This is a genomic window from Flavobacterium sp. 102, assembly GCF_003634615.1.
In the GTDB taxonomy this organism is placed as follows: Bacteria; Bacteroidota; Bacteroidia; order Flavobacteriales; family Flavobacteriaceae; genus Flavobacterium.
Genome location: NZ_RBKX01000001.1, coordinates 1700987 through 1716578, shown reverse-complemented (window position 1 = coordinate 1716578; position 15592 = coordinate 1700987). Strand labels below are relative to the sequence as shown.

Below are 15592 nucleotides of genomic sequence, written 5' to 3'. Positions count from 1 at the left end.
AATATAAATACATGGTGACTCTTTTTATATTATGGATGAATAGAATAAATTAGATTATTATAATTAGTTTCCCAAATAGAGTAATCAAATCCGTCAACATTTCCGTCTCCATTCAAATCAGTAGCATAATATCCAAACAGTAAATCATTATAATCAGATTCCCAAATTGAATAGTCAAATCCATCAATATTTTCATCTTGGATTAAATTCAAATCTCCTGAATAGAAGCCGTAAACGCCTAACTCTAACATTTTCATATTATCACCATACGCTTTGTCTACCGCTGTTGTGAAATCGTAACTTGAAGGAGAAGTTCCCACAGTTACTGGATTAGCACTCCAAGTCTGAATAGCATTTCTGTGTTTTACTGCTATGTAGAATGAACCACTTGGTGCTGTAGCAAACGTTGCAACTGCATTTCCGTTGGTTTGTAACATCGCAGTAGTCGTGTCAACCAATTCATAGGTAGTAGCATCACGCAACTCAATTGTAACAGTATCAACATCTGTTTCACTGCTTCCAACGCCTTGGTTTAACAATACAGGTTTCATTGCATGAGTATCCGTATCATAATAACCTTCAATGATCATCTTAACAGTAACAACTGTTTCACATGGATTAGTAAGATTACGCAACGGATCTGTATCGTCACAATCAAAACCTAATGTGGTTTGAGAGTATCCGGCAGGTACAGTAGCACCCCAACAAACATTAACGTTTCCATTGTCATAACCATCACCATCAAGATCTACAAACAACGAAGTACTTTGCCATTTGGTTGGATCTGCAGGATCACAATCTTTGTCGCTCAAAGAATAACCTGTTGGAGGTGTATTAGCATCAACAGCACATACACTTACTAAACTTCCGGCACCGAAACCATCTCCATCTGTATCAGCGAAGAAAGAATAAGTGGTGAATAGCAATGCATTGGCATCGTTACAATCGGTGTTATTCAACGAGTAACCAGCCGGTGGTGTATTAGCATCTACCGCACAAACACTCACTAAACTTCCAGTTCCATAGGTATCTCCATCAGCGTCAACATAGAAAGTAAACGTTTGATAAATAAATGGATCTGTTGGTGCACAATCCGTGTTATTTACTGAATAACCTGAAGGAGGTGTAGTTGCATTTACAGCACACAATAAAACGGATGCTCCTGCTCCATAACCATCACCGTCAGCATCAGCATAGAATGGGAAAGTAGCATTCACAAATTCATTTGCATCATCACAATCAGTATTATTAGTTACATAACCTGAAGGTTGACCCAAACATGAAATTTCTGTAACAGCATTGTCCCCAAATCCGTCACCGTCAGCATCAGCATAATAAGTCACTAACGGTTGAACCGAGATAACTACCGTATTGTTAGCTGAAATAGCCGTAGCACAATTTGGTGTTAAATCTGTCCTAGTTAATGAAGTAATAGCCAATGTTCTACCGTTGTTAACCGCTGGTAAAGCAACTGTAAACGAAGCATTTCCTGAAGCATCAGCAACAACACCAGTAATAGCAGTTTGAACAACACCATTAATGGTATAACCAATAGTAGAAGTACTGTTAGGTAACAAACCGGTTAAGTTAAACGTAGTTTGAGAACCTGAACATGTAACTGCTGGTTGCGTGATAGAAGCTAAAGTTGACGATGTTAATACATTCACATTAACTACAGCAGAATTTGTACATCCCAAACTGTTAGTAAATGTTGCTGTATAAGCCTGAGACGTATTTGTCTTAACATATACTGTAGTAGCATTCGCTCCATCTGTGTAAGCTGTAGTAGCACCTAGATTTGTATACAATCCGGTTGCTGGAGACCATGTTGTAATGGCTCCCAAAACGCCAAACTGCATGTTATTTCTGGATGAATAACTAAAAGAAGCAGTAGTTTGAGCCGCTACAGCAGTTGCAGATGTAGAATCTGCTCTGTAGAATAATGTTGAGGTATAGCTGGTAGTGCTGTGATAAGCTCTATTAGTACCCGAACCTCCTCCATCATTATTAGAGAATGTTAATTCTACAATCAAACTTCCTCCTGTATAAGTAAAACTATTGTCAAATACAATAGTATTCCAACCAACTACTGGTGAATAATTGGCCGCATTTCTTACTGAAGTGGTTCCCGTTTCAAAAGTTGTATTAGCAAATGCTGTAGTTGAAGTATTCTTCATCTTAACCGTAAAGTTTTGAAGCGTTCTTGATTCAGCAGCACTCAAATTAATAGCAACTGAGTTAATAACATAACCATTAGAAACACCTAATGTGGTCAACTCAGCAGCTGTAATCAACATTTGTTGTCTGGTACCTCCGTAGTAGGTTTGCATAGGGTTTGGACCTAAAGCAGCAGCAGTTGAGCTACCTGTAGAAAGTGAAGTACCTGTTCCTAAAGTCAATGTACTCGTTGGAACATTGGTCACTGTCAATGCTTGAGCCACATCAGAACAAACATCCAAACTTGCAGAAGCAAATGTTGGGGCAACAGGTTGGCTAACAGTTAATGTAGCAACATTTGAAGTAACTGACCCACAAGGAGCAGCACCTGAAATAATTACACGATATTGGTAACCTGACATTCCCATAGTAACAGCATTAACAGTCAATGAAGAAGCTGTTTCACCAGACAATTCAGACCATAGCGTACCATCAGTACTTATTTCCCACTGGTAGCTTAGAGCAGTACCGCTAGCAGTAACTGAGAACGTAGCATTAGCCCCATTACAAACTGTACTATTAGCAGGTTGAGCAGACACCGCAACAACCGTATTAACTACTAAAGTAGCCACACTTGAAGTCAACGGACTACAAGGAGAAGCGCCTGAAACAATCACTTGGTATTGGTAACCATTCATTCCAACTGTCAAACTATTAAGCGTTAAAGTAGCTAAAGTAGCTCCTGAAATATTATTCCAAGTTGTACCATCAGCACTTTCCTGCCATTGATAAGCCAAGTTATCACCAGTTGCCACAACACTAAAAGTTGTTGAACCAGCTGAACATGCTGTTGCGCTCGATGGTTGAGTTGTAATAGCCACTGCCGTTTTGATAGTCAAAGTAGCAGGGTTTGAATTTACAGCCCCATTAAGCACACAACGGAATTGTAATCCGTCATTAGACAACGACAATCCTGATAACAATAAAGTAGCAGTATCGGCATCAGCATAGATACCACCATTGGTAATATCTGACCAAGTAGTACCGTTAGTACTCACTTGCCATTGATAAGAAGTAACTACACCGGTAGTTGTAACAGAGAAAGAAGCGGTATTCGCACCTTCGCTACAAGCTGTAAAGTTCGCCGGGTTAGTGGCTATTGCAGCCGTATTAACAGTTAACGTAGCAGCATTACTTGTAACAGGAGCACAAGAGGTAGCACCTGAAACAATTACTCTATACTGGTAACTATTCATTTCAGAAGTTACTGCAGTCAAACTTAAAGTAGCAGCAGTCTCTCCAGAAAGAGTAGTCCATCCTAATCCGTCATTTACCTCCCATTGGTAAGTTAAACCGGTTCCTGTTGCAGTAACAGAGAACGAGGTATTATCACCAGGCAATTGAGAAACACTACTTGGTTGAGCAGTAATTACAACCGCACTGTTTATGGTTACTTCAAAAGTAGAAACACTATTAGGACAACCCGCAACCGATACTGTATTAGTTACAGTATAAGTACCCGCTGTTGAAGTAGCTAAAGTAATAGCACCCGTAGTCGAATTGATACTTAATCCTGCCGGAGAAGCTGTAAATGTTCCTGAAGCACCTGAAACCGTTGGAGTTGCAGTACCTTGATTAGTACAATATGCAGCAAAATCATAAGCAAAACCAGAAGTTAAAGCTTGATTGATTACTACAGTAGTAGTTGCAGTTTGAGCAGTACAATAAGTAGTACCGTCCATTGTGTAAGTTACTGTATAAGTACCAGGAGTACTAGCGGTAATATCAATTTCTCCTGTAGAAGAATCGATAGTCAAACCACTGGTAGAGGAATAAGTTCCTCCGGTTGTACCGGTTCTCGTTACAGTACCAATTGTAGCTGTACTACAGAAAGGTGAACCTGTATAAGAAATAGTAGCTGTTGGAAGCGGATCTACAGTAGCTACAACAGCAGTTCTTGCTGAAGAACAACCAGTGCTGACAGCTAGATTGTATAAATACATATTTGAAGTAGTAGAACTGAACCAATATCCTCCAGTAACACTAAATGTTCCACCCAAAGCTGTAAGCGGATAAGTAACTGTAGAATATCCTAACCCTCCAACTGTTCCGGTAACCGAATTAACTATTAACAAATAGTTTCCAGCGGTTGGAATAGTAATATCCAAAGGAATAGTAAGCGCAGTCGTTCCTAAACCTGTAACCGTACCGGTTGTAACCGATGAAAGAACTGTACTATTAGCAGTATTTTTCAAGGCAATTGTCAACGTCCCTGTTCCAGTAAATGGAATATCAGCACTTACAATTTTTACACTTGGTACAGTAGTAGTAATGGCAATACCATGACTTCCTGTATTAGCTCCATTATTTGTTGTTCCTGAATAAGTTGAAGTTGCATTTCCAACGCCTCCTCCTGCAACAGCCTCAGCATAATAAGTAGTGGTTGCTGCTATACTAGGAGTTGTAAAACTAGTTCCGGTTCCTAATGTAGTGCCACCTGTAGCAGCTGAATACCAATTGATAGAAGAACCAGCGTTAGCTTCTGCACCTAAAACAACTGTTCCTGTACCACATCTACCAGCAGGTGTTGAACCTGTGATAAGTGGATTGGCTACTGTTATAGTTACTGTATTTGAAGTTTCAGAACCTCCCTCAGAACAAGATGTCACACAGTAATAATAAGCATTAGCTGTTAAACTTCCTGTAGTTAATGTTGTTGAATTAGCCTCAGAAACCGGGCTAAAATCAACACCATTAGCAGAGTAATACCATTGATATGTCAAACCAGCAACACCAGTAGTGAATCCAGTCAATGAAAGTGAAGCAGTATTGCCAAAACAAATTGAAGTACTAGTGGCTGAAGCTGTACCGGCTACAAAAGACCCTGAAGCACATACTGGTTGTGGCAAAATTTCAAATGTATAATCTTCAGTTTCCGCTCTTGTGCTTTGAACACATGGATTAGCTGGATTTGAATTGTTCCAATCCATCATAATTCTCATTCTGGTAGCTCCGACTGTAGCACTCATTGGAACTGCAAAACTTCCTGAGAACGTACTCACGTAACCTGTTGTATTTGCAACTCTTTCTGTAGTTTCAAAAGATCCATTTTTATTCCAGTCAACCCAAATAGCAATACCTACTGTTGTTCCAATAAGCGTAGTACTATAAGTAACTGAGTTTCCTAAAACTTGAGAAACGGAGAATGAAGAAGTAAAGTTTCCATAACCGTTAGTTGAAAATCCTGAAGCAGTGTTATCAAAACTAGTAGCACCATTCATTGTCACTTGATCAAAATAAGAAGTTGTTGATGTTGCAATTGATGGTGTACAGTATCCGTTGATTGTCAATTGAGCACCAACTGAATTAACTGAACATCCATTATAGGTTACAACACATCTATAGAAATTATTACTAACCGCAGGCGTTGCTTCTGTTGTAACAACTGACAAACTAGCCGAATCTGCTCCTGAGTAAGTAACTCCGACCGGAGTTGCATCAGAAACATTAGTATAAGTTCCATTTACGGTAGTAGAATATTGCCATTGGTAAGAAGTTGCAGCACTAGCAACTACCGAGAAGGCAGCCGTATTCCCTCTTAAAACTGATACAGCCGAAGGTGCAGTAGTAATAGTTGGATTGTTTATAAATAAAGTAGCAGCAGCTGTAGTAACTGAATCACAAGCAGCATTACCCGAAACCACTACTCTATATTGGGTACCATCAGTAGCCAAAGCAGGGTTAACAATAGAGATAGACGCTGTAGTAGCACCAGTACCTACGTAAGGATTCCATGACGAACCTCCATCAGTACTAAACTGCCATTGGTAAGCCAAATCAGAACCCGTAGCAGTAGTGCTGAAAACAGCAGTTCCACCTGATGAACAAACCGTTTGATTTGCAGGATTAGAAGCAACTACCGGAGATTTCACAGTAAGTGTTGCTGCATCACTCGGCAAATAGAAATTAATTTGACAAAGGAATTTTAATCCATCATTAGCAACGGTAATTCCTGAAACATTCAACGTTAGTTGATCTACACCCGAGAAAGTAAGACCGGTAACAGCATCAAAACCATCGCTGATATTCTCATAAACAATACCATCAAGGCTTATTTGCCATTCAATGCCATAAGGCTCATCACCACTCGTTACAATACTAAATGAAGTTGATGAAGGGGCACAAACGGTAACACTTTGTGGTTGTTGTTCTATACCTGTAGTATCTACTGTTAAAGTAGCCACAATAGGAATTAAAGCCGCACAAGGAGATTCACCAGTAACCAAACATTGGTACTGATAACCATTGAAAGTTTCATCAATGTCAGCCACCGTTAAAGTAGCCGTGTTAACATTTGAATAGTTACTATCATCAGACAAGTTAGTCCATGGATCATTAATACTTGTTCTCACTTGCCATTGGTAAGTATAAACAGGTCCTGACGCGGTAGCCACTGTAAAAGTAGTAGAACCGCCCGGAATAACTATTTGAGAAGTAGTTGTACCTGTAGATAATACAGCACCCGGATCACTCACAGTAACGATAACCTCTTGAGTAGCTTGACAACCGGTTGCGGTTTCCGTTGCTACTACATTATAAGTAGTAGTTGTTGATGGAGTAACCGAAATGGAAGCGGTTGTTGCACCGGTTGACCATAAATAAGTCAGACCAGAACCAGTCACTTCTAAAGTAGTAGACTGTCCTTTACAGATAGTTACATCATCCGACAAAGTGAAAGTCGGTAGTGCATTAGGAGTAACAATAATTGAAGAAGATGTTGTACAAGCTCCACTTGAAGCAGTCACCATATAAGTTGTTTCTCCATTCACCGTTACATTGGTAGGATTTTGAACACTAGAGGTAAATCCTGCAGGTGTTGAAGTCCAAGCATAAGTAACGGTTTGACCTCCTGATATAGCAAAATCATCAACATAAATAGTATCTTGATCTGCAGTAGAAAAACAATTTAAACCGAAATAATATGTACCCGTAGTTGTAGGTGTGAATGTAGTTGTAGCTTGTTGGAAAGTAGCAATACCACTTAATGAAGTTAAATTAATCAAAGTAGTAGTTTGATCTGCTACTGTTGCTAATGTACCTACTGTTAATTTTATATTTTCTGAATAAGATGAATTAGGCACTCTATACCAGAAAGAAACAGTATATGGAACGCCTGCTGTTAATGTTTGAGCTGGAGTAATAGCCCAAGCATTTCCAGAAAAATCTGTATCATAATAATAAGCCATAGAGCTAGTCCCTGTTCTAACCCCATCAGGTTCTAAAACATTAGTAGCTTGCCAAGAATTACCCAAACCAGGATTTAACATCGTCCAACCGGTAGGTGGGAATGTTTCAAATCCTTCAGTATAACTAAAAGCTGAACCAGCTGAGGTAGAAGTTAAGTCAACTGTACCTCCTACACAAACTGCTGGGTTAATAACACCCGCTGTAATGGAAGGAAGAGGTTGATTTACTGTAACTAAAACAGTACTAGCAGCAGTAGTACATCCATTCTCATCAACCCCAGTAACTGAATAAGTAGTATTACTACTTGGAGAAGCAGTTACGCTAGCACCGGTAGTCTCACTTAATCCTAGAGCAGGTGTCCAAGTGTAAGATACAGCACCAGAAGCGCTTAATACAGTGCTTCCGCCTGCACAAACAAAGGCAGCTGGAGAAACTATTAAAGTTGCTGGAGCAACGACAGTCGTTGTAACTGCTGCTCTAGGACTTTCACATCCTCCTGGACTTACAACAGACACATAGAAAGTTGTAGTAGTGCTTACACTAGTAGTATAAGTAGTAGAGGTACTGGTTTGTAATGCTGTAGTAGTAACTTCATCTGCATACCACTTAAAGGTAGGCGTTGTATAACCATTAGTATCGGCTACGGCAACCAAAGGAACTCTTGTTCCACACTGATTTGCATTAGTTACAGAAGGAGCAGTTGGTGGAGTAAATACTGTTACAGTATTACTTGTTGTTGCTGTACACCCTGTTGTAGAATCATAACCCGAAACTGTATAAGTCGTTGTTGCACTTGGCGTAACGGTTAACACATTTCCGGTAGTAGTGGCTGGATCGTTCCAAGTATAAGCTAAAGTACCAACACCTTGAGAACCAACTTGCCCACCAAATGTAGCATTAGGTCTACTAGTTACCGCTGTAGTAGCTGTAGTAGCTGTACAAGCACCGGTACTTCCTAACAATTGACTGTTCGTGTTTGAACTGGTTGTTGTAGCTTCAACATATGAAGTTGAACTCGCACCTGAAACAGTGTAACAAACATTTACTAAAACACTTGAAATACCATCCCAAACAAATCCAGTTGAACCTGAACCTGTACCAAAAGTAAAGGTATTAATACCTGAAACTAAAGTAAATGATGGAGCAGTGTATACTTGTGTTAGTGTACTAGGATTAAAAGTGGTAGTTAGAGATGTTGCACTAACATTTGCTAAACTAACAGTATAATCTGAATAATCTGGAGACCCTAAAGTAGTAACATTAAACGCAACAGATGTTAATGGCCCGGCAGTTAAACCTGCAGCAGTTAATTCAGACGCACTATATAATAATTGATGTCTAAAATTACCATTTCCAAATCCATGTCTAAAAATACTATAACTAAATTCAGATGTTGTTCCAGAACCAATTTTAGCCGTTCCTGAAGCAGTAGTTGTTGTCAAAGCAGTCAACGTTGTCGAAGCCCCAACACAAATTGAACTAGGAACAGCTGTTACATTAACAACTGGTAGAGCCGTTGGCGTAACAACAACTGTAGCCGTTGTAGAACAACCACCTCCAGTTACTGTTAATGTATATGTAGTAGTTGTAGTTGGGCTAAAAGTCCAACCCGTAGTTTCGTTTCCTGAAACTGTACCGGCATTAGACCATGAATAACTATCATAACCTTCATTAGTAGCAATAGTGATTGGAGTTAAACTTGGTGATCCACTACAATTTGTAGTACTGGATGCCGACAAGCTAAAAGCAAGAGGAGGAGTTACTGTTGCAGTAACGGCTGTTCTCGGGCTTTCACATAAACCATCAGCACTAACTTCAGATACATAGAATATTGTAGTAGCCGCAATTGCATATGGTACTATTAATGAATTACCTGTTTGACCCGAAATAGCAGTACCATTAGTAGAAACAGTATACCAACGGAATGTACTTCCCGGTGTGCCGCTTCCTACAACAGAACAAGTTGGTGTTGCAGTACCACATTGAGTACTGTCTGTACCTGTTGGTGCTGGGATTGTAGTATTAACAGTCACCGCACTTGTAGTCAATGAATTTGTACATCCTGCAGCTGAAGTAGCTGTTGCTGTAAAAGTTTGATTTAAAGCACTACCACTAGTGTTAGTTATAGAAGTGGTACCCGTAGCTGTTGTCACAGCTGGAGTTGAATTCCATGACCAAGTGTAAGTAGAAGCTAAATTAGTAGCTATTACACCGCCTAATGTTAATCTTGGACGAATGCTTACAGTTGATGATGCTGAAGTTTCAGCTAACATAGCAGCTGGTGTAAAACTATCTCTTTGTCTATAGGCACCACATACAAATCCTACTGTATCGGATTTCATAGTTGATGAAGTAGAAGTTGATGCACTTGGCACTCTACTCCAAGAAAAAGTAAGAACAATATTTGAAATTCCATCCCAAGCAAAACTGCTGGCAGAACCCACACCTGTACCAAAGGCCAATGTATTAACAGTATTAGCAACAGGAGTAAAACCATTGTCTGCTAATGTTCCTGCATATACTTGTGTCCCATTAGAAAGGAAAGTAGTGGTTAAAACGGTATTAGACGTTGACGCTATACTTACAAAAAAGCCTTGATAAGTTTGACCGGAAGTAGTAGGTTCAAAAGCCACAGAAGTTATATTGCCTGCCACATAACCTAATGCTGTCAATTCGGAAGCTCTAATCAAATATTGAGATTTAGCTCCTCCCCAACCACCTGGAAAAATAGAATTCCCGGTAGAAGAACTTGAAGTTGCTCCTGCCCCTAAAGCAGAAGTACCATTAGCATTAACCACACTTAACCCAGTTAAAGCAATAGGCGAATCACTACAAACTGTAGCAGGAGTAGCCGTAACCGAAGATATAACTGGCAAAGCATTAACTGTAACAGAAATTGTTCTTGTAAACGAACAATCGCCATTAGTAGTAAATGTATAAACATAAGTTCCGGCAGCTGTTGGAGTTACTGATGTAGAATCACCTGAAATTGGTGTTTCAGCACCACTTCCTGCTGTAGCAGAAACCCATGAAGAAGTTGTTGTCCCTGGAGTACCTGTATATGTCGCGGATAAAGTTACTGATGAACCAATACAGATTGAAACTGCACTAGCAGCAACTGTAACATCAGTTATGGTTAAAGTAGCCACACTAGAAGTTACCGCACTACATGGTGAAGTTCCTGAAACGACAACGCGGTATTGATTATTATTTAGACCAACACCCGGAGTGTTGATAGTATAAGTAGCTGAAGTAGCACCCGAAACATTGTTCCAATTAGAACCACTATCGGTACTTAATTGCCATTGATATGACACCCCTGATCCTGTAGCCGCACTTTCAAACGAAACAGAAGCGGCATTAGAACAAACCGTTTGGCTTGCAGGTTGTGTACCAATTACGATAGCATCAAAGACAGTTAAAGTAGCTGCATTAGAAATAAGTGCCCCACCATTCAATGAACAACGGAATAAGTATCCCGATAATGATGAATTGATACCGGTTAAAACTAAACTACTATTGGTTGCGATACCAGGTGCAGTAAACCAATTTACATTATCAGTTGAATACTGCCATAAGTAAGAAGTAACATCACCTGTAGTCGTAATAGCAAAAGTAGCCGTTCCATCACTACAAATAGTTTGGCTAGTAGGCTGTGAAACAATAGCCACTGACCCAACTAATAATGAAGCTGATGCTGAAGTTACAGAAGCACATGGTGCAGTACCTGAAACAACAACACGGTATAAGTAATTATTTTGTGAAGTACTGGCTGAAGCTATAGCATAAGTGGCAGCTGTTTCCCCTGAAAGTGAATTCCAGTTAGCACCACTGTCTGAACTATATTCCCACTGATAAGTTAATCCAGTACCGGTGGCAGTTACACTAAAAGAAGCCGGACCATTTTCCAAAGCCGTTTGATTGGCTGGCTGTACCGTGACAGCAACCGGTTCATTAACTGTAACAACAGCAGTAGCTGTATTTTGACAACCATTAGCATCAGTACCTGTTACCGTATAAGTAGTAGTTGTACTTGGCGTAGCCGTTGGATTAGCCACATTAGCAGCAGATAATCCTGTTGCAGGCGACCAAACATAAGACACACCTCCTGTGGCAGTTAAACTTGCTCCTGCTCCACCATTACATATGGCTACATCACCACTGGTTGCAATAGTCGGTAAAGCGTTTGGCGTTACTGTAACAGAACCTGAAGTTGGACAAGAACCTAAAGTAGCCGTAGCTATATAAGTTTGTTCAACATTTGATTTAGAGTAAACTACTTTAATATTCTCACCTGAATACGATTGAGTAGCAGCTGCATCGGTAAACAAATCAGTTGATGGAGACCATAAAACTGATGGCTGTGTCGGTGCATTGAAAGTCAAAATAGTACCGGAAGGGATATTGGCAGTATTTACTGATGTATTCTCAGTAGAACTTGATATTGTTGAAGTTCCAATTGGGCTTAATGGAGTAACACTTATGTAATTACCAGATGCTCCCGAAATACCTATTGAGGCAGTTGGGGAAGACAAAGCAGCGCTCTGAGCACCATAAATGAACTGAATATTTCCATTTTCATACAGTAAAGCTTGCATATCTATAGTTGGATTAGTAGCACTACCTGCTCCTGCTACGTGCATCCCGGTCCATTGAACAGTCAATACACGGTTTGGTGCAGTTCCGGTAGTACTATAGATAACACTACCACCAGTAGTATTATTATCATCCCACAAAGGAGCAATGAAAAGAGCACCCGTTGCTAATGCATTTGTAAAATTAAAATTCCCAGTAATAGCAGGAGTTGTATTTCCTAAAATTAAAAACCCATTAGAATGTACGGCAAATACGGTTTGGTTTGTTCCATTGTAATTAAACGAAAAACCAATAGGTAAATTACCCGCGCCAAATTCATCCCCAATAGCAGCAGTTACAGTGGTTCCTGTAATAGGAGTATAAGTCCCAGTCGTACCAGCAAATCCATAAGCGGAAGGGGTTGAGCTAACAGTCCCCCCATTTGCAGTTAATGTAGTAATACCTCCCAAACAAGCTACTGTTGGATTTTTAGAAACAGTAACAGCACTTGCCACTGGACTCACGGTTATCGCAACTGTATTAGTAGCTGTACAACCCGCAGTACTTGTACCTGTAACGGTATAAGTAGTGTTAGTGGTTGGACTTGCTGTAACACTAGCTCCTGTAGTAGCCGATAAACCTGTACTTGGCGACCAAGCATAAGTGTTGGCACCTGTTGCCGTAAGTACTGTATTAGCTCCCAAACAGATAGTCGCAGCTGAACTTACTCCAACTGTTGGAGGATCAGCCGTGGTAAATGAAGAACTAGAGTCTACTGAACCCGCCGGGTTAATAACACGAATAATACCATCTACTACTCCGGCCGGCGAAGTCACAGTTAAACTAGTACTAGTGGCATTAGTAATAGAACCTACAAGATTTACCCCTGCACCACCATTAAACAATACTGAAGATACTGTATCCAAATTAGTTCCTGTAATTGTAACTACTGAACCTCCATTCGAACACAAGTATATTGGAGCAGTTGGACTAAAGGCTGTTGTAAACCCTGTAATAGTAGGCAAAACAACAGTTCCGTTAACCCATTCGTCAGCACCAATATCTGGTGTACTGGCATCACGAGTCTCTCCGTCAAAATCAGTTGTGTAACCCGCAATGACTTGACCACTGGCACCTGCTAAATTAACCGCACCCGAAACAAACTTCAAGAAGGTTGCATCTGAACCGGTTATACTGGCAAATGTTGGATTTTGGTATTTTGAAGCAGTCTCTCTAGGTGAAACCAAAGTTTGGAAAGCGCCAAAAGATGCCACAGTACCATCACTGAAAGCACCGCTGGTTCCAAAAAACAAGTTATTGTTTGAGGTACTGGCATAATTATTCAAATTAGTAGCTGAACTTCTTCTGAAAGCAACCGCAAATCCGGTACCATTAGCACTCGAAGCGTTTACAACAATGTTGTTTCTTAAATCTAAAGCCGAAGTAGTCGCAGTAGTACTAAAAGTATGGAAAATACCCGAAGAACCAAAATTAGTTCCGCTTGAAGTGCCATTCAAATAAATAGTATTGTAATATACTCTTTGATTAGAAGTACCTGTTGAAGATGTAATACTGATACCTCTGATAACATCGGTTCCCGAAGCAGCTGTAGCGCGTAAATCACCTATAAGGTTATTAAATGTATTAATATTTACTCCACTAGTAATCAAAATACCGTTTACAGTCGAGGAAGCATTAGTCCCTAACAAGTTGTAAACTTTGTTTTGATAAACGTTTGTCGTAGCACCGCCTCCAATACTAATACCAGTAACGGCAGAACTTGAAGTGGTAGACAAAGTATGAATCGTATTACTGTTTAAGTTAATGGTTGTAGAAGCATTAGAACAAGACAATCCTATTACTGCACCACCAGTTCCTGTAGACGATAAATTATTGATAACATTATTAGCTACATTAAGTGTAGTAGCCAAATTGGCACTAGAACCGATACTTAAACCGGTAATAGAACTTTGACCTGTAATGTTAGTTATAGTATTATTACTCATAGTAGAAGTGGTACCACCAAAATAACCATAAGTAATGGCTGTTATAGAACCAGTCCCTCCTACCCAATTATTAAAAGTATTCCCTGTACACACCCTTGTTGCACTTGAAGAGGAACCATCAAAATTACTTAATCCTGTAATTCCGGTAGCACCGGTAACAGTAATATTGGAGAAATTATTATTGGTAACAGTACTGGTTGTACCGTTTGGCGAAGAACTTGAGGAAGTAGCAACAGTAACGGTTCCGCCTGCTCCGGTTTTATTAAAAGCAGTTACAATAGAGTTACCACTAATGGTTTGAGAACCGCCAGCAGGCATTGTATAACTGTGACCAATAAAAGTAAAACTTCCCGTTGTATTGGAAGTAATGTTAGTAAATGTATTGCTATTAATATTAGTTACTAAATTCGGCATAACACATGAGATTGCAGTAATTGTTCCCGAAGTAGCAACACTGCTTCCCAAAGCCGTAAAATTATTATTATTAATATTTTGGGTTGAAGTAGCAGTACCTGTAGTTGCCTCAACAGTAATCCCTTGTATAGTACCCGAAGAGAAACCATGCGTTAAAGCAATCGTATTGTTGTTGATTGTATTGGTAAAAGTTCCTGTAGGAGCATTTGATGCAGCAGGAATAAATATACCTCTTAAAGTTTGTGCTGCAGTTATACCTCCATTTGAACTGGTAACTGAGTTATAAGAAACATTAAATCCAGTAGAATTACGTACTAAAATACCATTAACAGTTCCTGACACATTAGCATAACCGGAAAAAGTACTTGTAGTACCAAAATTGGTAATTGTATTACCTGTTCCTGAAGCAGCACCCCCAATATCAATGCCTGTATTGTGGTTCGCTGCCGCAGTTGGACCAACAACCATAATACCAAAATTGACATTACTAATTGCATTCCCATACACTTTTAAACCACTATTGCTTCCTGCCACAGAAGAAGCCGTAGCACTCGTTGTAGCATTAGTAGCAGTATGAGTAGAGTTACTGTAAATACCAAAAGTGTTTTGGTAAGTCCTATTCAAAGAAATTGTGTTGTTTTGAATAGTACAGTTTTGAGCACCGTCTGTAGCCGTAGCATAAAATAACGCGACACCAAATTCGGTCATGTTATTACTAGCAGCAGTAGTTGTTGTGTTCGCTGCATTTTCCTGCATGGTGAAATTCTGGATAGTTATCCAGTCTGCACCCGTAATTTTGAAAATGGCATCTACCAATATACCGGAAGCCTGAGGCGTAGGAGCGGTTATGGTGCTCGAACTACCTTGAATGGTAATGGTATTGGTTGATGTTCCTGACTTGGTGATGTTGTACCCACCGGCAGGCGCCGTTTCATTTCCGGTCAAAGTAATGACCACAGGAGATGAAATCGTCGCAGCATTTAAAGCGGTAATTGCCTCAGCCAAAGTACCATAAGACCCCGCTAAACCGGACCCTCCATTGGTAGTAACCTGAGCATTTACTCCAAAAACACCGAACATAACAAAAAACAGCAGCAATACTGCTTTCTTTTGCCATGTTTGTACACACGTAGTAATTCCACTACTGTACCATGAATTGTAATTGTTGTTCATCATTAAAAAATTGGATTAGA

1 protein-coding gene is annotated in these 15592 nt (G+C 39.8%); it reads right to left on the bottom strand.

Annotated elements, in window-relative coordinates; all coding sequences use genetic code 11:
• Positions 1-29: 29 nt before the first annotated feature.
• Positions 30-15575, bottom strand: coding sequence for an S-layer family protein (locus C8C84_RS07395; RefSeq protein WP_147406822.1), 15546 nt, complete (start codon positions 15573-15575; stop codon positions 30-32).
• Positions 15576-15592 lie beyond the last annotated feature (17 nt).

Bases quoted from the DNA above. Each gene is read 5' to 3' on its own strand.
- C8C84_RS07395 (WP_147406822.1), bottom strand. From the start codon at position 15,575: ATGATGAACAACAATTACAATTCATGGTACAGTAGTGGAATTACTACG.